Below are 21,767 nucleotides of genomic sequence, written 5' to 3'. Positions count from 1 at the left end.
ATGATACCCGGCAGACGTTTGTTTCCTGCCAGTATTAGAATACCACTATTTATATTTTTGTACAATAGCTTTCATTTCAGATAATTTCTGTTCCATATCCCAGACCAGCTTAAACTGGGTTCTTGCGCGGTCCAGATTATGATTTTCGCGATGAATGCGGAAGTAATGATCTCCCTCCAGATGGTCTGCCAGGAAACGCATTCCACACTCAAAGGTCATCAGGATTGCACCCATCGGAAGCATTTCCACCTCCAGATCTGTGAGGGCACCGCCGCAGCCTTCCAGAAATCCTTTTACATACACCTCAAACAGATGAAGGTCACAGGACACTTTGGAAATATCCTGCTCATCCTCTGCTGCCGTGCTTGCTCCGAAACGGATGGAATCGCCAAAATCATTCAGAGAAAGTCCCGGCATTACCGTGTCCAGATCGATCACACAGATTCCCTTATGTGTAGCATTATCGATCATGATATTATTCAGCTTTGTGTCATTGTGCGTTACACGAAGAGGCAGCTTACCTGCATCCTGTAAATCCACAAGTGTATGGGCCAGCTGCTCTCTTTCCAGGACAAACTGTATCTCCTTCTGAACATCAGCCGCCCGTCCGCATGCATCCTCTTCCACAGCCTTTTTAAAATTGGCAAATCGCTTCACTGTATTATGAAAATCCGGGATTGTCTCATGAAGAGTATCTGCCGGATAATCAGCAAGAAGGCGCTGGAAATTACCAAATGCAAGAGCACTCTGGTAAAAATCCTCGTCATTTTCCACCTGATCAAAGCAGGTTGCATCTTCTATAAACAGATACGCTCTCCAGTATTCTCCCTCTTTATCTACAAAATAAGGAGCTCCAGCACGGTCATTTACGATATTCAGGGTTTCGCGCTCTGCATCCCCGCCATTTTCCAGGATTTTCTTCTTCAGCCAGGAGGTGACACCACTGATATTCTCCATAAGACCAACAGGATCTTTGAAAATCTGCTTGTTCATTTTCTGGAGAATATAGCGCTTCTGTCCGGCTTCTGTGGAAAATACAGCACAGTAAGTCTCATTAATGTGGCCATTTCCGAATATGCCAACCTCTTCAAGTTTACCGCCAAAATCAAAGCTGTTGATTACTTCCATCAGTTCCTGATGGCTTACATCTTTTGTTTTTCCCACTTATTTTTCCTCCCAAAGCTTCTGAGGATAAAGACCGTCATCTTTCAGCTTCTGAATTGCAGCAACTACTACCGGCTTATCTTCTTTATAGGTAACTCCGTACCATTTGTCCATAGATTTCAGAACTTTGACAGTTGCTTTCTTCTCGCCAAGAAGCTCATCTACAACAAATGGAAGGAAATATTCGCATTTCAGAGGATTCTTTTCCACATTTTCTTTCAGGAATAATGGGAATCTGTCCTTCAGTTCTTTCAGAATGCTTGCAGAAAATCCCCACATATTCATAGACACCGTAGCATCCATAGGAAGCTCTGTCCATGTAGCACCATCATCCTCGGTATAAGCAGCACCGCTATCTCTCTTCTCAATATGGGTGCGCTCATTAATATCCTTCAGAAATCCCTCTTCGTCTGTCACACAAACACCACGAGCCACATGTCCATTATCTGTCAATGTGTTCTCAAGCTTGTAGCCTACCATCATGTACTGATAAATGCCGTCTTTATCCTGATTCTCTGTAAGGAAATCATATGCCATCTTAAATGCATGACGTCCATAATAATCATCCGCATTAATAACGGCAAAAGGTCCATCAATCACATCGATACAGCTCATGATCGCATGTCCGGTTCCCCATGGCTTCACACGTCCTTCCGGAACTGTAAAGCCTTCCGGAAGATTATGCAGATCCTGGAATACAAATTCCACCTGGATATGCTTACTCATACGATCTCCGATAGCAGCACGGAAATCAGCCTCATTCTCCTTCTTTATAATAAATACAATTTTTTCAAACCCTGCCTGAATAGCATCATAGATAGAAAAATCAATGATAATGTCCCCATCCTTATCAATAGGATCGATCTGCTTCAGGCCACCATATCTGCTTCCCATACCTGCTGCCATTACTACCAATACCGGCTTTTTCATGTTATTGCTGCCTCCCATTTTTTATTTGTCAAAGCGGAGATTCCTGATCCGCTTTGTTGCTTATTCATAACGATACCAGGGACAAACAATTGCCCCTGGTTCGATGGTAACAGACAAATCTCTTCTTGTCAATTTTTATCAATTATTTCACAGGAAATACTCCGGTTTTAATATTCCCAGACCACTCCCAAGCACTTTTCCGGATTTCAGATATTTCTTTGCAGCCCTCTGAAGCGAAGTATTCTCAGAATATACATTCAGATTTCGCTGTACTTTCCCCCAAATACGCCATTCAGCCTCACGCTCGTCCCAATCTGTTTCTACGATCTGAAATTGATTCTGAAACATAATGATATTGCTTTTCTCCGGCAAAATGTCTTTAAGCCCCGGATAGAGCAGCCAGGAATGACACAGATACGGCATCTCTTTTCCCCAGAAAGCCATTCCCTGAATAATGGATTCCCTCACACTCTCCAGTGTGAGCTTTTCGCCCTGTGGAATATGAATACTGATGATCGGATCTCCTTTTTTTACCATTCTTTCTCCTGCTGTAAAATTCCAGCGGGAATCCATGATTTCAAATTGCATTCTTCCAAGCCTGAAGATGGTAAGCTTCATATGGCGGAAAAACCAGTCGTATTCATCAATTCCATACTCTCCATATTCCAGAAAACAGTTTTCACACCAAAAGGTCAGATCGTAAAAAGTGTCCCGGAAAATTTCCCGGCTGATTCCCCGCTTTTCATAAGCATCATAGGTTTCGGCGCCCATGCGGCATAAATAATACAGAAACACAAGCCGATAATCCTTTTCCAAAAGAATTTTTTCATAAAACAAAGCTCTGTCTTTCTCATACAAAAGCTTATTTTCCTGATATTCTTCCTCCCCAATGCGTCCGGATTCCTGAAGCTCATTAAGCAGATGCACAGCCTCCGGCAGCATGTTGATTTCAGCTAAAAATTCATTTATTTTCATTGGCAAATCCTCTGAGATTTACAACCTGTCCCGTTATTCTTGCTTCCTCTGCTGCCAGTGCCATCAGATGACTCTCCACGGAAACAGCAGCGTCTGTTTTACCCTTTCTTCCTTCTCCTACCATACGGACAAAATCATGCATCATACTCATATCACTTCCGTTATGTCCGTTTGCAGGTGTGTGAAGCTCTATTGTCTCCAGATTCCCACTGACAAAATCTCTGATCTCAATAGTACCTGCATCCATATCGCCTTTGATCTCACCTTTTGTTCCCATAAGACGGATCCGTCTAGCACACTGGTCTGTAAAGGCTGTCATAAGGAAGGACGCTGTTACCTGATTTTCAAACTTTATGTCAACGGACTGGTGATCTACTACTGTATTATCACAGTGGAATACACATCTTCCGTAAGGTCCTTTTTTCAAAGCCTCCAATACATGCTCCGGATCTGTCTGATCGGTCACTGCACGTACCAGATAGCCATCTAAATTCTCCAGATAAAAGCGTGGTGCATAGAAAGCACATTCATCTCTATGTGGGCATCCATCCAGACAATAAGCAGGAGCTCCTTCCGGTGCATTTTCCTCTGTAAAATAAGACAGTTCGCCAAAGGAACTAAGGCTTTCGCATTTACTGTCTGCCAGCCACAGCATGATATCCATATCATGACAGCATTTCTGCAGGATCATAGGACTGGATTCCTCTGCATTTCTCCAGTTTCCTCTTACAAAGCTATGTGCCTGATGCCAGTAACCTACCTCTTCCATATGCTGGATAGTCATAAGTCTTCCTATTTTGCCTTCTTCCAGAAGTTCTTTTAATTTGGAAAAGAACGGAGAATACCGAAGTACGTGGCACACGGACAGAATACGGTCGTATTTCTTCGCCATCTCTCCCATTTCAATGATTTCTTTCTTGTCGGGAGACATGGGCTTTTCACAAAGTACATGATATCCCTTTTTCAGAGCCATGATCGTAGGCTCATAATGCATCCTGTCCATGGTGCAGATCATGGCACAATCTGCCAGCTTTTCTTTTCCAAGAAGCTCTTCATAGCTTTCGAAGCAAAGCTCTTCCGGAATATTGTGTCTTTTTGCAAAGCTCTCTCTGCGCTCTTTATCCGGCTCTGCAACTGCCACCACCTGAAATTCATCCGGATGGTCCAGTGCATACTGAGAATAAACATGACCTCCTCTAAGGCCTGCTCCAATTACAATACTCGTTACCTTTTTCATACTCTTTTACTCCTGTCGCAAACGTATTTTTAAAACCGTATCTTTTTCATCTGGTAATGGATAGGTAAATACCGGATCATCTCCGAAGGAAACAAAGGCCACATCCGGATACAGCACCGTATTCCATGCTTCCCCTCTGTTCACCTCACTGCCGTCAGCAAGATATGTAACAGATTCCAGCTTATCCGGGCCGATTCCATACAGCGGAAGTGCTCCAAGCGGTGTCTCATAAACATGAGCATAAATGATGTCACCTTTCTGGGTATATCTTCCCCAATCCGGCTTTTCCAATTTGGAAATTCCGCATCCGTAAATGCTCTCCCCATTTTTTTTCATCCATTTTCCAACTTCTGTGAGAATCTGAACACTCTCCTCCGGAATATTTCCACGGGCATCTGGTCCCACGTTCAGGATCATATTTCCACCCTTGCTGGCACATTCCACCAGCTTTCTTACAAGCATCTGAGGGGTCTTATACTGATGGTCGAAATTGCAATATCCCCAATGATTATTCATAGTGGCACAAAGTTCCCATGGAATGGGTTCTCCCTTGTCATCACATACTCCTTTTGGAGGAATGATCTGCTCCGGACTTGCAAAATCACCGCTGTAAATCAGTGGTTCCTCTGTTGTAATGCTGCCATGGTTATCCCCCGCACCTTCCAGACGGTTGTCAATGATCACATCCGGCTGATACTTTCGAACCATTTTGATCAGCTCTGTGGCTTTCCATTTTTCTCCGGTCATATCGTCATAGGAAAAATCGAACCATAGAAGATCCAGCTTGCCATACCCTGTTACAAGTTCCTTTATCTGGCCATGCATATACGCAAGATATCTGTCAAAATCAATTTTTTCATCTTTATATGCCGGATTGTTTCGCATAGGATGCTGCCTGTCTCCATATTTAGGAAAATCCGGATGATGCCAGTCGATAATGGAAAAATAAAGACCAACCTTTAATCCTTCCTCTCGGCATGCATCTACAAATTCTCTTACCAGGTCTCTGCCTGCTTTTGTGTTTGTTGACTTGTAGTCTGTCAGTTTAGAGTCAAACAGACAAAATCCGTCATGGTGCTTTGCTGTAAGTACCACGTACTTCATGCCTGCTTTTTTTGCCAGACGAACCCATTTCTTCGGATCATAATCCACAGGATCAAACTGATCAAAATACTTACTGTATTCCTCAATTGTCATTTCTTTCTGTGACATCATCCATTCACCGCATGCCGGAATGGAGTATAATCCCCAATGAATAAACATACCGAATCTGTCTTCCATAAACCATTTGGTGCGCTGTCTTATTTCCTCATTCATGTTTCTATTCTCCTGTCTTCTTCATTATATCAGAAAATTTTGTATATTCAGCATTTTTATCAAAAAACTTTCATTTCACCTGTCAACCTTTCACGGCTCCGCCAGACAGTGCCTCAATAAAGAATCTGCTGAAAATACAGTACAGAAGCACAGGCGGAAGAATGATAATCACCATAGCGGAAAAAAGTCCGTTATAATTGGTGTTAAAGGCTGTTGTGAAAGTAGACAAAAGCGCCGGTACTGTCAGCTTTTCCCTTGTGATCAGCACAAGAGAGGCCCAGTAATACTCATTCCAATTATTCAAAAACGCAAGCACAGCTGCTGTCATAATTCCCGGACGTGCAATTGGAAAAATTACTTTCATCCAGGTCTGTACATACCCACATCCATCAATTCTCGCCGCCTCTTCCAGCTCTCTTGGGATATTGTCGTAATAGTTTTTGATCACAAAAAAACTCACTGCAATTCCACTGCAGGAATAAATCAGGATCAGCGCAGATCTTGTATCATATAAATGCAGGCGGTTTACCAGATTATATACCGGATAAGTAAGGGCTGTGGCTGGGATAAACATGGTGGAATACAAAAGTACATTTACCAGTGCTTTTCCTTTGAATTCCATTCGCGCTACCACATATGCAGACATGGAAATCATCACCACACTGATCACCACGAAACACCTGCGACAAAAAGACTGTTTCCAAAATATCTCATCACATGTAAATCTTTAAATGTGGAAATATAACCATCCAGACAAATGGATTCCGGAAGCTGAAAGCCAGGTCTCGCCATAGGATCTTTTTTCAGGCTGGATAAAACCAGCCAGCCAATGGGAAGCAACGACACGATCAGCGCCCACGCAAGACAAATGTAAGTCACGATCCTGGTTCCCGCCGGCATACTATTTACACCTTTCAGGGTATTTGTTTTTTTCATATTCATCCTCTTTTCCTTCTTATTCTTTCTCTTTCCTGAAAGAAATGCTGTATACAAAATTAATCACCAGAATGATCACCATCCCAGCCAGGATCTGGATCATTGCCACTGCATTGGCACGTCCAAACTGGGTTCTCGGACTGGTAATGGCAAGCTCGCGGATAATGTAACTGATACTGTAGGTTCCTGCAGCTCCTTTTGTCAGGAAATAAACCTCGTTATAAAGAAGGAAGCCGGAGGTTGCAGCAAGAACGGATACTGTTTTTAAAGTTCCTTTGATCATAGGGATTGTAATATACCAGTCCTGTCTCAGACCGCTTGCCCCATCCAGCATAGCTGCTTCTCTTACCTCTTCCGGCACTGCCATAATATTCCCCAAAATCATTAAAGTTGTAGTTCCTGTAAAGAAAATATAGGCACAGGTCATGGCCACAAAAGCCGGTCCTTTCAGAAGTAGGATATTATCCCTGAACTCTTTGTTGAAAAGACGAATGATCGGGTTGATAATTCCATAAGAAGGGTTGTACAACTGTAAAAATACAATGCCCATAGCGGCAGTTGAGATCATATTCGGAATAATATAAACATTTCGTACAAATTTAATACCTTTTACCTTTCTGGACAGGGCCAGAGCGATCAAAGCAGCAATGGGAATCTGTACCACTGCTCCAAGAATGGCCCAGGTAGTTGAATTTTTCAGTGCTTCCCAGAAAAATGGATACTTGTTAAAAATATAATCATAATTATCCCACAAATTGCTCCAGCCGAAAAACTCCGGACTAGTAATATTGGTATAATCCCATTTGCAGAAAGAAGTGATAAACACCGTAATAATGGGATACAGATAAAATACGCAAAATGCGATCAGGGTAGGCGCAAGAAACGCTATAATAAATCCTTTTCTCCGCGTACCCAGCTTATTCTTTCTTTTTTTCGCAGCATTCTGATTTTCCAAATTCATACCTCCAAAAAGGGAAGAGATTTCTCCCCTCCCTCTTCTATTTCATTCATAGTTTCTGTTCATCACAGCTGTGTGCTTTAAGCCACCAACGCGATCAGCTCTGTCTGAAGTGCTGCAAATCTTGCATCAATATCTGTTCCTGATACCGCACACTCCATCAATGCATTGATGATAGCTTTGTCCACGTCAGATCCCCAGGTATAGTTCATGTCAATCACTACAGTATCAGCTTCATTTACCTGAGAACAAGCCTGTGCAAGCTTTCTTGTAGCTGCATCATCACTCTCTTCTGCAAGTGCGTTCAAATCAACTGTTGTGTTACATGGATTTGCCTGTACGCCAGTGAAGATTTTTTCTTGAACCTCAGCACTTGTCATATATTTGATAAACTCAAGTGCCAGCTCTGTTTTCTCATCACTCATGTTATTTGCCACAGCAAGTCCGCCGCCTGCAGAAGCGATTGCAATATTTCCAGGGAATAAAGCAGGCTCAATGGCATCTGTTAAAGATGCATCAATTCCACTTGCATTCCATACACCATTGAAAAGAACACCAGCCTTACCATTTGTATTAAATTCTGCCATAAGATTTCCGTTATCATCTGTAGTATGCTCAGAACCATTTGCCTGATCCAGATTTGCAGCAGTCTTAAATGCAGCTGCAAATTCCTCTGAATTGATGGTGTCCTCTGTCAGCTCAGATTCCAGCATTTTCTTTCCTTCATCTGTAGAAGCCATAACTGTGTTTACAATATAGCTGGAGCCCTGTCCTGCAATATATCCGTACACATCCTCGTCCAGAGCACGGATTTTTTCCATTGCTTCTCCAAAAGAATCCCAGTCTGCAAACGCCTCCTCTGTAATTCCGGCTTTTTCAAAAATATCGGAATTATACCATAAGCCACGGCTCTCAATCTGATCATGCACTGCATAAATATGACCATCCATATCATGCTGTGTATAGTTAAGACCAACTGCATCCTGCAGACCATTTTCATCGATATACGGTTTCAGATCGTATACCAGATCCTGGGAAAGTGCTGCCTGCGGAACTCCGCCACCGCCTACATCTACCAGATCCGGGAAGGAACCGCCAGCAACCTGTGCACTTACAATGTCATCTCTGTTTTCTACAGCGATTGGTTTGAATGTAACTGATCCATCAGCATGTTCCTTTGCGAACTCATCATAGATATCCCTCATAACCTGAGCTGCAGCCCACTCGCTCTCATCCTGGTAATATCCATGGTAAAATTCCAGAACATCATCATCTGCATAAGCAGTCGTTCCAAATCCAACCAGTGCAGTAGTCCCCATTGCTGCTGCCAGTAAAACACTTACCATTTTTTCTTCATTACAAAAATCCTCCTTCATAAATTATACGTCTTTGCTTTAACTGTCCTTATTTTACCCTTGTTTTTGGTATTTTTGAATGAATCCCGTTTGCAATTTACAGGTATTTATTGACATTTTCACAATAAAAATAAGGAAAATATTTACCTGACGGCAATATTTTCCTTATCTTTATTTTCCCTATTTATCTATTTTCATTTCACCCAGCTGCCGGGTAAAAGCTTCCGGTGAAATTTTACCGGTAAGCTCTCTGAAAATGTTTTCTGTAAAATAGGCTTTCTGTTCATAAGTCCACAGATTATCCGGAACTTCAATTTTATCCTCTGCACTTAATACCAGGGAAGCAGCCTGAAACAGCCGCGGCATTTCCTTCTCGTAAGAATCCAGAACTACCTGCTTATTCGCCGGAATCTGCTCTGTTTCCTCCAAAATCCGCGTCTGCACCTTCTTGCTTAGCATATATTTCAGGAACCGGATGGAAGCCTCCTCTTTCTGTTCGTTTCCACTTTTTCCAAGCACATAACCAAAACAGGCAGATTCGCAAGACAGCTTCTTCCCGGATGTAGTTGGAAGCAGTGCATACTTGGCATTAATGTTTTCGGAAATCATGGAAGCGCCCCATACGCCATTCACATATATGACAAGCTTTCCTTCATTGAACAATCTGGTCTCATCCAAATAACTGTATTCTGCATTTTCGGAGGTGGAATATACATAAATTTCCTGCAGCCGTTTCAATACCTCTGAAATTGTACCGATATCGTTTCTGTCCTTTTCTGTACCTTCTTCCAGAAGCATATGATCCATAAAATAAAGATAGCCCTCCGGAGATGTCTGAAGCGAAGCAATTTCATTATTCTCACGTTCCGACCATTTCCAGATTTTGTAGCACATACCGCGAAAAGCATCCCAGGTCCTGGGAATTTCCTTTACGCCAGCTGCGTGCAGAATATCTTCATTATACCAATAACCACCACTTAAGGACAAAACATCTGACACTGTAAACAGCTCCCCTTCTTCTGTGGTCCAATAGTTCAGATTGGTCTGGGAAATATTGGAGGCAAACTCTTCATCTTTTTTCACATAGGGCATAATATCCAGCGCCATATCATTTTCTACAATAAAATCATAGGTTGTATTCTGTCCCATACCGCTGAAGGTAATCACATCCGGCATATCTCCCACCATGATCATGTCCTCCACCTTACGCAGCATTTCCTTTCTTCCTGGCATGGAGATCAGCTGCACCTCAATGTCCGGATTCTCCTTCTGAAATCCATCGTAAATATCCCTCATAGCTACATGATCTTCACCTGTTCCACCCCATGCATGAATCATTGTGATAGTTACAGGCTCTTTTTCTTCTTTCCCGCAGCCTCCAAGGATCAGACTCCCTGCTATTCCGATACTAAAGAAAAGGCCTCTAATTTTTCTCTTCATGTTGTTCTCTTTTCCTGAATTCTTTTGGTGATACCCCGGTTATCTTTTTAAACATTTTTGAGAAATAACCAGCATCTTCCACTCCTACCGCTTCTGAAATCTCATAAGTCTTCATCTCTGTATTCTGCAGATATTCTTTTGCCTTTTCCACCCTTTTCATTAAAATCTCATCAAACAGATTCACACCTGTTTTATTCTTATAATAACGGCTGAGATAGCTGCGGTTCACATGCAGGGTATCTGCAATATCATCCAGCGTGATCTTTTTGCGAAAATTTTCTTCCAGATACTGTTCAATCTGATCAAGCAGTGATTCCGGTTCTTCTGCCTTCGTATGCTCCTGGATTTCGATCTCCTTTTTCAGTCTGGATAGCTTTCCAATTGCTTTTTCCACTGCCAGTGGAAGTTCGTCTATAATGGAAATCTTAAGCACATACTCACATACACTGTATTTAATGGCACGTTTGGCATACTCAAAATCTGAATATGCGGTAAGGATGATCACCTGGGTTTCCGGGCAGGTTTCGTATACATATTTACATACTTCTAATCCGTCAACACCAGGCATCTGTATATCTGTGATCACAATGTCCGGCATTTCTCCCCGGATCTTCTCCAATAGTTCCTGTCCATCACTGACTACGCTCTCCAAAGAACAGTCCATTTTTTCCCAATTTATCAGTTTCTGCAAAGCCTCTCTGATGTATCCTTCATCATCGGCTGCTATCACTTTCCACATAATTTCCACCTCTTTCAATTGGAACTGCAATTTCTATTTCCGTTCCCTTTCCCGGTTCGCTCCAGACCTGAAACTTGTAATAATCTCCATACAGGATCCGGAGCATTTTCTTTGTATTTTCCCAGCCCACATGGGTATGAGGAGTTTTTTCTTTATTTTCCTCTGCCTTCGTCTGATTCCGACAAACGCCTACTCCATCATCTTTTACCCAGATGTAGAGCATTTCCCTTTCATATAAAAGGACCTGCAGATTTCCTTTTCCACGCTTTGGTTCCAAACCATGCGAAACTGCATTTTCCACCAGTGGCTCAATAAGAAGACGGGGAATCAGATCTTCGCCGATTTTTTCATCTTCAAGCTTCACCTCATAAGACAGTTTATCCTGGTAACGGCTTTTCTGCAGATATAAATAAAACTGAACTATTTCCAGTTCCTCTTTTACCTTTATCTTAATCTCTTTTTCCCGGAATATCTTACCCTGCATCAGTCTGGAAAAAGCATTCAGTCCATCGTAAACTTCTTCGTTTCCAGCCATTTTCGCTTTCAGACTCAGCATGGCCAGAATATTAAACTGGAAATGCGGATTTATCTGGGACTGCAGATATTTTACCTGAGACCGGGCTGCCACAATTTCTTTTTCATAAACCTGAGTAATCAGATATTCGATCCTGTCTGCCATCTCATTAAACACGATTCCCATGTCATGAAATTCCTGAATAGAGGAATCTTCCATTCTGGCATTCAGATCCGGTTTTCCAAAAGCCTGTATGCTTTGGATCATCCTGGTAACCGGTTTGGTGAAACGGTAGCTGATAGCATATGAAACCAGAAATGCAATTCCCAGTACCACAATAAGACCCACAAGAACGATAAAAAGAGTGGGCTTCAAAATAGAAAAAATATTCCCATACCCTACTGAGATCACTGTACGTACTCCAAATCCACAGAGATTTCCATAACCAATCACCTTCGTACCTGCCAGGTCTTTTGTTCCATTCCATGAATTCTCAGAAGTCTGCAGCTTTTTCACCAGCTCCTGAGCTCCTTCTGAGGCAAGCAGCTGATCGTTTTTATCCAGGACAGCCCATCCTCCATTATGATACAGCTGTACCGTTTCCAGAACTTTCGCTACTGCACTCTGACTGATCTGCACGATTCCGATTCCTTTTTCCCTCATATTTTCATCATAAATTCTAAAAAAAATATTTAATTCATCTTTATCAGACAAACAGGCGTACTGGTCACTGGTACTTTTAAATTCCTGCTGCATGTTTTCGTATTTTCGCTTCTGTTCTCTCCCGGCAGCCAGTGTGGTGGCATAATAGTGCTCATAAATACATTCATTCCCATTATTAAACAGATAAATTCCAGTAACAAAAGGAAGCTGGCGTTCCACCATATTCCGCTCTGAAAAAAGCTCCATGCTGTAAGAAAGCTGTGGTTCTATTTCCTCCAGGTCGTATTCTTCTTTCTGAAAAAAGTCATCCAGTACCGTATTATGACGTATGGCGATCACACTATCCTCAATAAACTGCATATGAGCCTCATACTGCTGACTGGTATATCGAAGTACATATTCAATATCTTCCTGTGTTTTCTGAAAGAAGAAAGAGAAAAAGACATAGAAAACAGCTGCACATACAGACAGTAAAGTACATACAGAGGTCAGTATCATCAGAAATGTAAGTTCCCTTTTCAGAGTGTAGTTTTTTTTCATTTTATTTATCCCCAGGGTAAATTTCTATATTATAAATTCATTATAGGAAAAGCTTTCGAAACTTGCAATCAGTTTTCACCAAAAAAAGCAATAAAAAGCAGAAATATTTATAGCATTTCACCTAAATATAGGGTATACTGTTATTGTCTGAAAGAACAAGGGCAGGGTTTTTATATGACAGCATTCTGATAATGCCGTTATTTTTTTGCACCTTGTTAAAGTGATCATACTCACTTATTGACAAAGAAGGAGAGGTAAAATGAAAGTAATTAAAGTTAAGAATTATGAAGAGCTGAGCCGTACTGCAGCTACCATTATCGCCGGTGTTATTTTGTCCAAACCGGATTGTATCCTTGGACTTGCTACCGGTTCTTCCCCGGTAGGTACCTACGATCAGCTGGCTGCTATGTATGAAGAGGGAATACTGGATTTTTCCCATGTAAAATCTGTGAACCTGGACGAATATGTAGGACTGGACGGATCCAATGACCAGAGCTACCGTTACTTCATGAACAAGAACCTGTTCAGCAGAGTCAATATAGATATTAAGAATACCTATGTTCCAGACGGAACCAATCCGGATACAGAGGCCTGCTGCGAAGCTTACAATACACTGCTTAAGAATATAGGAGCTGCAGACCTTCAGCTTCTTGGAATAGGACCTAATGGCCACATTGGATTTAATGAACCAGACGATCATTTCCAGGCTGGCACACACTGTGTAGATCTCACAGAGGCTACCATCCAGGCGAATAAGCGCTTTTTTGCAAGCGAGGAGGATGTACCGCGCAAGGCAATTTCTATGGGAACCGGCAATATTATGAGCGCAAAGACCATTCTTCTTGTAGCTAACGGCAAGAACAAAGCCAAGGCTCTCGCCGCTGCGATCAAAGGACCTGTTACCCCACAGTGCCCGGCTTCCATCCTTCAGTTCCATCCCAATGCAATTATCGTAGCAGATGAGGATGCACTGAGTGAGCTGTAATTTGTCAAGAGGACTTACTTGATTCGGTTAAATTTATGTTTATACAAAAATGGAGCTGCTTAGAAACGCAGCTCCATTTTTGTACCTTTTCCAAGATCACTGTCCACGTGAATCTGAGCATGATGCAAGGTCGCCCCATGTTTACAATGGACAGTCCAAGACCGGTGCCTCCGGTCTGACGTGAATGACTTTTGTCAACACGGTAAAATCTTTCGAATATTCTTTTTTGTTCAGATTTCGGTATTCCGATTCCGTCATCCTCCACACGGTAATAAGCTTTTCCCTCTCTGTTTTTTCCTACGTAAATATAAATATGTCCACCTGGATTCGTATAACGAACCGCATTGTCCGCTATATTGTACAGCATTTCATAAAGCACATGACGCACTCCCTGAATTGTAACCGGATGACCGTAATATCTCAGGGAAATATTCTTCTTCTGGGCCTGATCCTGGAGATTGTTTACTACATCTTCTGCAAGCTCATTCAGTTCCACACTTTCCATGGAAACCACTTCATCCTGCTGTTCATCCAGCCGGGACAGCTGGATAATATCTGCCACCAGATTACCAAGACGATTGGCTTCTTTGTAAATTCTCCCTGAAAAATCCGCAATATTTTCCGGACGCACCATTCCATTCATCATCAGCTCTGCATAACCGGAAATCGACATCAGCGGGGTTTTCAGCTCATGGGAAACATTTGCAGAAAACTCTCTTCGCACAGCCTCCGTTTTTTTCAGTTCTTCAAGCTGACATGCAATCTGCAGGTTCTGCTGGTCTACACGGGTAAGAAGGGGCTTAAGTTCCTCATAACACACATTATCAAGAGGATGCTCCAGATCCAGGCTGTTTATGGGTCTGATCAGCTTTTTTGTCTGCCTCTGTACCAAAATGATTTCTATCAGGATGATTACGATCATCAAAAGTCCAAGCCAGATAAGACTGCCCATTAATGTATGAAAAACACTGTCTGTGGTTTTTGCCAGACGAAGAATTTTCCCATCATCCAGCTTCACTGCATAATAAAAGGTCTGCTGTGCAAGGGTTTCCGAATAGCGTACTACTTCCCCATGGCCTTCTTCCATGGCCTGGACAAATTCAGGACGATTGCTGTGATTGGGAAGTTTGGAAGCATCTGCCTCACTGTCATAGAGAACCTTTCCATTCTCATCCGTCAAAGTAATTCGCGTTCCTGTATTATCTCCCACACGCTTGCTTAAATAGTCATCTCCTGCTTTCTCCATTCCTGCTTTTACGTATTCCGTTTCATCTCTGACAGTCCTCTTCATAACATCATCAAACTTTTCGTACATTAAAAAGCTGGCTGCTATGAAGGTAAGAATTGCTGTAAGAACAATCATAAAACCGGTGTGGCTGAGGATTTTCTTTTTCATCCCTGACTGCCTCCCTTATCCGCCATTCGGTATCCTACGCCACGGACAGTTTCCACCAGTCTGCCGGTTTCTCCCAGCTTCTGCCTAAGTGTCCGCACATGCACATCCACAGTTCTGGTCTCTCCGTCAAAATCATAGCCCCATATATGACACAGTATCTGGTCACGTGTCATAACGATTCCTCTATTTTCCATCAGATAAAGAAGAAGCTCAAATTCCTTCCTTGTCAGCTCTACCTGCTGATTGCCACAGTAAACCTGATGACGTCCCGGAAAAATGCTCAGTTCCTCACATCGAAGCTCCCTGTCATCTCCGTGGCGGCTGCTGCGGCGAAGCACCGCCTTTACCCTTGCAATAAATTCCATCATGCCAAATGGCTTGGTGATGTAATCGTCTGCACCGGCTTCCAGGGCACGGACCTTATCAAATTCTGCTTCCTTGGCAGTTACCATAATGATTGGAATATCTCTTGTTCCAGAGGATTTCTTCAGTTTTTCCAGAATGGAATATCCATCCTCTCCCGGAAGCATAATATCAAGAAGAATCAGCTCTGGTTCCTCCTCTGCAAGGGCTTTCCACAATTCCTGGGAGTCTTCTAACCCTCTTGCATGAAATCCGGTCGTCTCTAATGTATATACTAAAAGATCACGGATGTTGTTATCATCTTCAACACAAAAAATCATTTTTTAGTATTCTCCTCCCATGTCTTACCTATTTTTTACATTACCTGTAAATCATCATTATTTCTTAGTATACTTACTTTTTTCCCCTTATACAAGTGCACAACTGTAAAGTCACGGTAAAAAGCAGGAAAACAGGTTACCGTTCACGACCTGACCAGTAACACGCTTCGCGATGAACAGAAATCATGCATTCGCATGTTTTCGCGCCGCAAAAATTATATTACCAGTCGCTGCCTCCGGAAATGATTCTCACAGGAATTTTTCCAGAGCAGCAACTGGCAACATCTACTCTCCCGGTTACGGAAGCATATAGTTCACACGGGCAACCTCCAGTTCGTGATGGAAATGTTCTCCCGGTGCATTTTTTACAGTGTCAAGGTGACTGTGGGTATCATAAAGATCCTCATGCACCTGAGTCACACAGACTCCGATATTGGAACAATGATCTGCGATTCTCTCCAGGCTGGTTGTAATGTCAGAAAGCACAAATCCCATCTCTATTGTACATTCTCCGGCACGAAGACGATTTACATGGCGTCTTTTCAGCTCACGGCTTAGCTCATCGATCACTTCTTCCAGAGGCTCAATTTCTTCGGCTGCTCTCATGTCCTGGTTTGCAAAAACGCTATACGCTTTTTCCACAATATCCGACACGGCTTTTTCCATAATGTGAAGTTCCTGCACTGCCTTGTCTGAAAAGCAGGCATTTTTTTCTGAAATTTCCTTTGCAGATTTCATAATGCTAAGGGCGTGGTCGGAAATACGTTCAAAATCTCCGATACAGTGAAGCATAATGGACAAGCTGTGGCTGTCTTCCAGAGAAAGATCTTTCTGATTCAACTTGATCAGATAGGTTCCCAGTTCGTCCTCATAGCGGTCAACCTTTGCTTCAATCTTTTCCACACGGAAAGCTGTCTCCTCCTGGAAATCATCCAGCAAGCCAAAAGAAAGGTTCAAAGCGGTTTTGGACTGCTCTGCCATTTTCCTGGCAGCTGTTTTGCTCTGCTCAATAGCAATACCAGGATTACTGAGAAAACGGGATTCCAGGATCATAAACTCCTGATCTTCTGCGGAAATAACTTTCTCCTCTTTTGTATCACGGACAGTTGCACATGCCATTTTTACAAGCATATCTCCAAATGGAAGAAGTACAAGTGTTGCAATGATGTTAAAGGCACTGTGGATCACTGCGATGCCGGCAGGACCTGCCACTTCTTCAATGAAAGAGAAATGTAAAAATCCATTCAGCACATAGAATACAACCATAAATGTAACAGTTCCTACAATATTGAAGTACAGATGAACGATTGCTGCACGTTTTGCATTCTTAGTAGCACCGATTGAAGAAAGCATTGCTGTAATACAGGTTCCAATATTCTGTCCCATGATAATCGGAAGCGCTGCTCCGTAACGGACTGCACCAGTTACACAAAGCGCCTGGAGAATACCAACAGAAGCTGATGAAGACTGAATAACAGCAGTCAGAAGTGCACCGGCCAGCACACCTAAAACAGGGTTGGAGAACTTCAGAAGGATGTTTGTAAATTCCGGTACCTCTGCCAGAGGTTTTACGGCACCGCTCATGGTATTCATACCGAACATCAGCACTGCGAAACCAACCAGAATGTTTCCAATATCTTTCTTCTTTTCATCATGAAGGAAGACAATAAAAACAACTCCGATCAATGCCAGAATCGGTGAAAATGAGTTTGGGTTCAAAAGTCTTACAAAGAAATTGGAGCTTTCAATTCCTGCCAGGCTGAGGATCCATGCGGTAACAGTAGTACCGATATTTGCGCCCATAATAAAGCCAACAGCCTGAGACAGATGCATGATTCCCGAGTTTACGAAGCCGACTACCATAACTGTGGTTGCCGATGAAGACTGAATGATTGCAGTAACTGCTGCACCAACCAAAACTGCTTTCACACGGTTAGATGAAAGATTTTCCAGAATCTTTTCCAGTTTACCGCCGGAAAGCTTTTCCAGACCGTCTCCCATTACCTGCATTCCATAAAGGAACATCGCCAGTCCGCCGACCAATGTCAGAATGCTAAAAAAATCCATTACGTTTCCTCTCCTTTTTATCCTTTTAAAAGTTTATTGGGTTCTTAATTTCTTTTGTTTACAAAACCAATATAAGTGGGCTATGTAAAATTTCGGGTGAGAAGAATGTTAAATATATGTAAAATACTTTACAATCTTGGATTTTCTTATACAGGAAAAATGTAAAGCCAGGCTGTTGAAAATGTAAAATCTTTGTTTGATAGTTGATTTTGCTGTGTTTTCCAAATTTTACATTCAAAAAATCCCACAGGAAACATGAAGAATAATTTTACAATTATCACTGCATATCTCATGAGGGATTTTTTATAATACGTGTAATGATTCAGTATCTTCACTGTTACACACTCTAATACTTTTAAAATCCTCGGATTTCCTCTTCCTCTGAATGGGTTTTATCGATGGAGCGGATTTCCAGAAAGTAACTGTAACTATCATTTACCTTTACTTCCACTCTGTCGCCAATCTTATGACCTTTCAGTGCCATGCCAATCGGAGAGTCAATACTGATTCTGTTCTCCATGGAATTTCCCCGGATGGAAGTAACAAGCTTATATTTCTCAACCTCGTCATCTTCCTCAAAATAAACTTCTACAATGTCATCCATTCCAACCTCGTCACTGCAGGATTTATCAGAAACGATGGTTGCTGTTTTTAACATATTCTCCAGATAGCGGATGCGACTCTCGTTCTGGTTCTTATGACGCTTGGCAGCGTAGTATTCAAAATTCTCACTTAAATCGCCCTGGGCACGTGCTTCCTTTACTGCCTCAATTGCCTCTTTGCGGACAACCAGCTTACGGTGCTCAATCTCCTGTTCAATTTTCTCTACGTCTTTTTTGGTGAGCTTCTCTCTCATTTTTATACATCTCCTTTATAGCTGCAACACCACTTTGCACACCACCTTAACAGATGGCAAAGAGTTTGTCAAATTGCCAATGGAAAACATTAATTCCAATAATTCTATTGTTCACTCCATGAACAGAAACCCTATAATTTCTTTTTCCCCAGTCGGACTTCTTCCATCAGCTTCGCAGTCTCAGCATCTGCATGATCAAAAAGATAGGTATGACTGGACTGGCGGTGCTGATGCCATTCCTGGCGGAGCTGCTTTCTGGTCTCTTCGATTTCTTCTTTCAGACCTCTTGCGGAAATACGACTGGCGCCCTGCCCCATAATGATAATCTGTTCCAGTCCGTCTGAAGTAGCAACCGTTACCTGATGCTGTCTGCCGATTTTGTGGACTGTTTTTTCAATATATTGATCGGCAGTCTCCGCTTCTTTTGTATAAACCACATGAATATTGTGATAAGTAAGCACTTCCTCCTGGTGTCCCTCCACCTTGTAGGCATCAAATACAAGAATCAAAGTACATTTCTTATATCCCTGATAATTACTTAAAATATCCATCAGCTTCGTCTGTGCTGCACGGACATCCGCATCTGCCAGTTCTTTCAGCTCCGGCCAGGCAAAAATAATGTTGTAACCATCCACAAGAAGGTATTCTTCCTGGTCTTTTTTTGCAGAAGAACTGCTGCCAGAATAAGATAGGGCACTTACCACTTTTTTATAAGAAGACACACGGTCTCTTTTCACCGGACCAAAGGTACGCTCAAAAATGGCCTGAAGTTCTTTGTCATCCTCATAGCTTCCACGGTAGGCAGATTCCGGCGGCTGATAACCACTTCCCGCACGGCTTCCACTTCCAGATGTATTTCCGGCAGTTCCTGTACTGCCAACTCCACTGCGTGCTGAATTTCTGGCACTTTGAGCAGTACCGTCTCCACTTGCAGGATTTCCAGAACCTGATGCAGCATCCTCCCAGTCTTCCTCACTGAGATCATCCTCAAACTCTGCCATAATCCCAGTATCCAGGTGCATATACTCTTCCACTTCATACCATGGCACCACAAATCCAGCTCCATGGGCACAAAATACAGACCCGGTAGGATTATCCAGATCCCGCTCAGAATCGTAGCCAATCTGTTCCACGATCTCATCTTGATTTTTACAAGGCTCATATCCTTTTAAACTGCAGAACAGCCTTCCCATTCCCCTTGTATAAGAAACTACTTCTTTCTGGTAATCGCGCATAGTCGAAACAGGCGCTTTTCCCTTCAAAATAGCGGTGTTTTCCTCTGTCTCCATAGGAAGAAGAGTTCCCTGCATTTTCTGGATATCATTCATTGCACGGCCAACAACCTCCACCGGCACTTCCAGCCGAAATTCATAGTAAGGCTCCAGCAGAACATTCTGTGCTTTCTTAAGTCCCTGACGGATAGCCCGATAAGTAGCCTGACGGAAATCTCCGCCTTCCGTGTGTTTCTGGTGGGCCCGTCCGGTAAGCAGGGTAATCTGCATATCTGTGATCGGTGCACCAGTCAGCACTCCTCTGTGTTCCTTTTCTTCCAGATGGGTGAGAATCAGTCTCTGCCAGTTCCGGTCCAGCACATCCTCACTGCAGGCGGTAAAAAACTGCATTCCGCTTCCTTGCTCCCCTGGTTCCAGAAGAAGATGAACTTCCGCATAATGGCGCAAAGGCTCAAAATGTCCCACACCTTCACAGGTGCCGCAATGGTCTCTTTATATACAATATTTCCCGTTCCAAAATCCACAGCCACATGGAACCGCTCCCAGATCAGCCTTTTCAGGATCTCGATCTGCACGTCTCCCATGAGCATGGCGTGGATTTCTCCCAGCTGCTCGTCCCATACAATATGAAGCTGGGGATCTTCTTCTTCCAGTTCTCTCAATTTCTTCAGCATCTGGTGCACATCGCAGCCTTCCGGCAAAATGATCTGATAGTTCAGTACCGGCTCCAGTACTGGCATATTGGAGTTCTCCGTCACGCCAAGTCCCTGTCCTGGAAAAGTATGGGAAAGACCTGTCACTGCGCACACGGTTCCCGCGGGCACTTCTTTCACCAATTCAAATCTGGCGCCGGAGTAAATCCGGATCTGGTCAGCCTTTTCCTCCCATACTTCCTCTCCTGCTGCCACATTTCCCTTGCTGGTAATAAGAAGTTCTTTTACCTTCAGTGTCCCGCCTGTAATCTTCATATAGGAAAGACGGTTTCCCTGATCGTCTCTGGCGATCTTATAAACCTTCGCACCAAAAGCCTCAGGATATACCGGACATCTGGTGTACCTGTCCAGTCCGTGGATCAGCTTCTCCACCCCTTCCATTCTCAGTGCAGAGCCAAAATAGCATGGAAAAACCTTTCGATCTGCGATCAGACCGGTAATCTCTCTCCTGGATACTTCTCCTGTTTCCAGATATTTTTCCAGCAGTTTCTCGTCACACATGGCAAGGCTCTCCAGAAATTCTTCTGAAAATTTATTTTCCATCAAATTCTGCTGTTCTTTTTCACCAGCCGGTAATTCCGTTTTCAAATCTCCATCAGCATTTTCATTTTCTGAAAAATCCATGCAGTTCTTATTCAGCCTTTTTTTCAATTCGGTCAAAAGTGCGTCGTGGTCTGTTCCCTCCTGATCCATTTTGTTCACAAAAATAAATGTGGGGATCTGGTACCGCTCAAGCAATTTCCATAAAGTCACCGTATGTCCCTGCACACCATCTGCACCGTTAATCAAAAGCACTGCATAGTCCAGAACCTGCAAGGTACGTTCCATCTCTGCAGAAAAATCCACATGCCCAGGCGTATCCAGAATGGTAACTCTTGTTTCCGGGAATTCCAGCACTGCCTGCTTGGAAAAAATCGTGATTCCCCGCTCGCGCTCAAGGGGAGAGGTATCCAGATATGCATCCTTGTGATCCACTCTTCCAAGCTTTCGTATCTTGCCGCTTAAATATAAAAGTGCTTCTGACAATGTAGTTTTTCCTGCATCTACATGAGCCAGCAGCCCCATAC

General features: G+C 42.9%; 17 protein-coding genes and 1 pseudogene. 1 reads left to right on the top strand and 17 read right to left on the bottom strand.

The genetic code is table 11. The features are described from left to right. Window positions 1-45 precede the first annotated feature (45 nt). From DW904_RS15305 to DW904_RS15255, 12 genes are all read right to left on the bottom strand, one after another. Complete coding sequence (locus tag DW904_RS15305) at window positions 46-1,128, bottom strand: aminoglycoside phosphotransferase family protein (protein WP_118582342.1); 1,083 nt, start codon at window positions 1,126-1,128, stop codon at window positions 46-48. Between the two features lie 36 nt (window positions 1,129-1,164). Continuing rightward, on the bottom strand, window positions 1,165-2,094 hold the full coding sequence (locus DW904_RS15300) for a sugar phosphate nucleotidyltransferase (RefSeq protein WP_118582309.1): 930 nt from the start codon (window positions 2,092-2,094) through the stop codon (window positions 1,165-1,167). A 147-nt stretch (window positions 2,095-2,241) separates the two neighbouring features. Beyond that, on the bottom strand, window positions 2,242-3,069 hold the full coding sequence (locus DW904_RS15295; protein WP_118582306.1) for an acyltransferase domain-containing protein: 828 nt from the start codon (window positions 3,067-3,069) through the stop codon (window positions 2,242-2,244). Continuing rightward, complete coding sequence (locus tag DW904_RS15290) at window positions 3,056-4,306, bottom strand: Gfo/Idh/MocA family oxidoreductase (RefSeq protein ID WP_118582303.1); 1,251 nt, start codon at window positions 4,304-4,306, stop codon at window positions 3,056-3,058. The genes DW904_RS15295 and DW904_RS15290 overlap by 14 nt, the downstream gene beginning before the upstream one ends. Before the next feature lie 6 nt (window positions 4,307-4,312). Continuing rightward, the gene (locus DW904_RS15285) at window positions 4,313-5,623 is read right to left on the bottom strand and encodes an alpha-L-fucosidase (protein WP_118582300.1); all 1,311 of its coding nucleotides are present in this window, start codon (window positions 5,621-5,623) and stop codon (window positions 4,313-4,315) included. Between the two features lie 82 nt (window positions 5,624-5,705). After that, entirely contained in the window at window positions 5,706-6,293 is a 588-nt protein-coding gene (locus DW904_RS15280) for a carbohydrate ABC transporter permease (RefSeq protein ID WP_243110437.1), read from the bottom strand. Beyond that, a complete protein-coding gene (locus DW904_RS24105) occupies window positions 6,290-6,559 on the bottom strand; it encodes a hypothetical protein (protein WP_243110436.1) in 270 nt (89 codons plus the stop codon). The genes DW904_RS15280 and DW904_RS24105 overlap by 4 nt, the downstream gene beginning before the upstream one ends. Window positions 6,560-6,578: 19 nt before the next feature. Next, complete coding sequence (locus DW904_RS15275) at window positions 6,579-7,514, bottom strand: sugar ABC transporter permease (RefSeq protein ID WP_226815371.1); 936 nt, start codon at window positions 7,512-7,514, stop codon at window positions 6,579-6,581. 83 nt (window positions 7,515-7,597) lie between these two features. Further along, entirely contained in the window at window positions 7,598-8,893 is a 1,296-nt protein-coding gene (locus DW904_RS15270) for an ABC transporter substrate-binding protein (protein WP_118582294.1), read from the bottom strand. A 159-nt stretch (window positions 8,894-9,052) separates the two neighbouring features. Then, window positions 9,053-10,312, bottom strand: coding sequence for an ABC transporter substrate-binding protein (locus tag DW904_RS15265; protein WP_118582291.1), 1,260 nt, complete (start codon window positions 10,310-10,312; stop codon window positions 9,053-9,055). Beyond that, window positions 10,296-11,051 carry a response regulator gene (locus tag DW904_RS15260; RefSeq protein ID WP_118582288.1) on the bottom strand — a complete coding sequence of 252 codons (756 nt, stop codon included), beginning with the start codon at window positions 11,049-11,051 and terminating at the stop codon, window positions 10,296-10,298. The genes DW904_RS15265 and DW904_RS15260 overlap by 17 nt, the downstream gene beginning before the upstream one ends. Next, complete coding sequence (locus DW904_RS15255; protein WP_118582285.1) at window positions 11,026-12,768, bottom strand: histidine kinase; 1,743 nt, start codon at window positions 12,766-12,768, stop codon at window positions 11,026-11,028. The genes DW904_RS15260 and DW904_RS15255 overlap by 26 nt, the downstream gene beginning before the upstream one ends. A 259-nt stretch (window positions 12,769-13,027) precedes the next feature. Here DW904_RS15255 and nagB point away from each other — a divergent pair, with 259 nt between their 5' ends. Next, window positions 13,028-13,753, top strand: a complete 726-nt coding sequence (gene nagB, locus DW904_RS15250) for a glucosamine-6-phosphate deaminase (protein ID WP_118582282.1) — start codon at window positions 13,028-13,030, stop codon at window positions 13,751-13,753. A gap of 4 nt (window positions 13,754-13,757) precedes the next feature. On the opposite strand, the gene DW904_RS15245 is transcribed toward nagB, so the two are convergent. The 5 genes and pseudogenes from DW904_RS15245 to DW904_RS15225 form a co-directional block, all read right to left on the bottom strand. Continuing rightward, window positions 13,758-15,149, bottom strand: coding sequence for an ATP-binding protein (locus tag DW904_RS15245; RefSeq protein WP_243110435.1), 1,392 nt, complete (start codon window positions 15,147-15,149; stop codon window positions 13,758-13,760). Next, window positions 15,146-15,832 (bottom strand): response regulator transcription factor, encoded by a 687-nt coding sequence (locus DW904_RS15240; RefSeq protein ID WP_118582279.1) that lies wholly within the window; start codon window positions 15,830-15,832, stop codon window positions 15,146-15,148. Before DW904_RS15240 ends, DW904_RS15245 begins: the two co-directional genes overlap by 4 nt. A 297-nt stretch (window positions 15,833-16,129) precedes the next feature. Continuing rightward, window positions 16,130-17,899 carry a Na/Pi cotransporter family protein gene (locus DW904_RS15235; RefSeq protein ID WP_118582276.1) on the bottom strand — a complete coding sequence of 590 codons (1,770 nt, stop codon included), beginning with the start codon at window positions 17,897-17,899 and terminating at the stop codon, window positions 16,130-16,132. A gap of 355 nt (window positions 17,900-18,254) precedes the next feature. Then, on the bottom strand, window positions 18,255-18,755 hold the full coding sequence (gene greA, locus DW904_RS15230) for a transcription elongation factor GreA (RefSeq protein WP_118582273.1): 501 nt from the start codon (window positions 18,753-18,755) through the stop codon (window positions 18,255-18,257). 131 nt (window positions 18,756-18,886) lie between these two features. After that, window positions 18,887-21,765: pseudogene (locus DW904_RS15225) on the bottom strand (translation factor GTPase family protein). Window positions 21,766-21,767 lie beyond the last annotated feature (2 nt).

This window comes from Ruminococcus sp. AM42-11 (genome assembly GCF_003480145.1).
GTDB classification, from domain to species: domain Bacteria; phylum Bacillota; class Clostridia; order Lachnospirales; family Lachnospiraceae; genus Blautia_A; species Blautia_A faecis.
The sequence above is the reverse complement of the archived record's forward strand: the minus strand, read 5'-3'. Positions and strand labels throughout refer to the sequence as shown.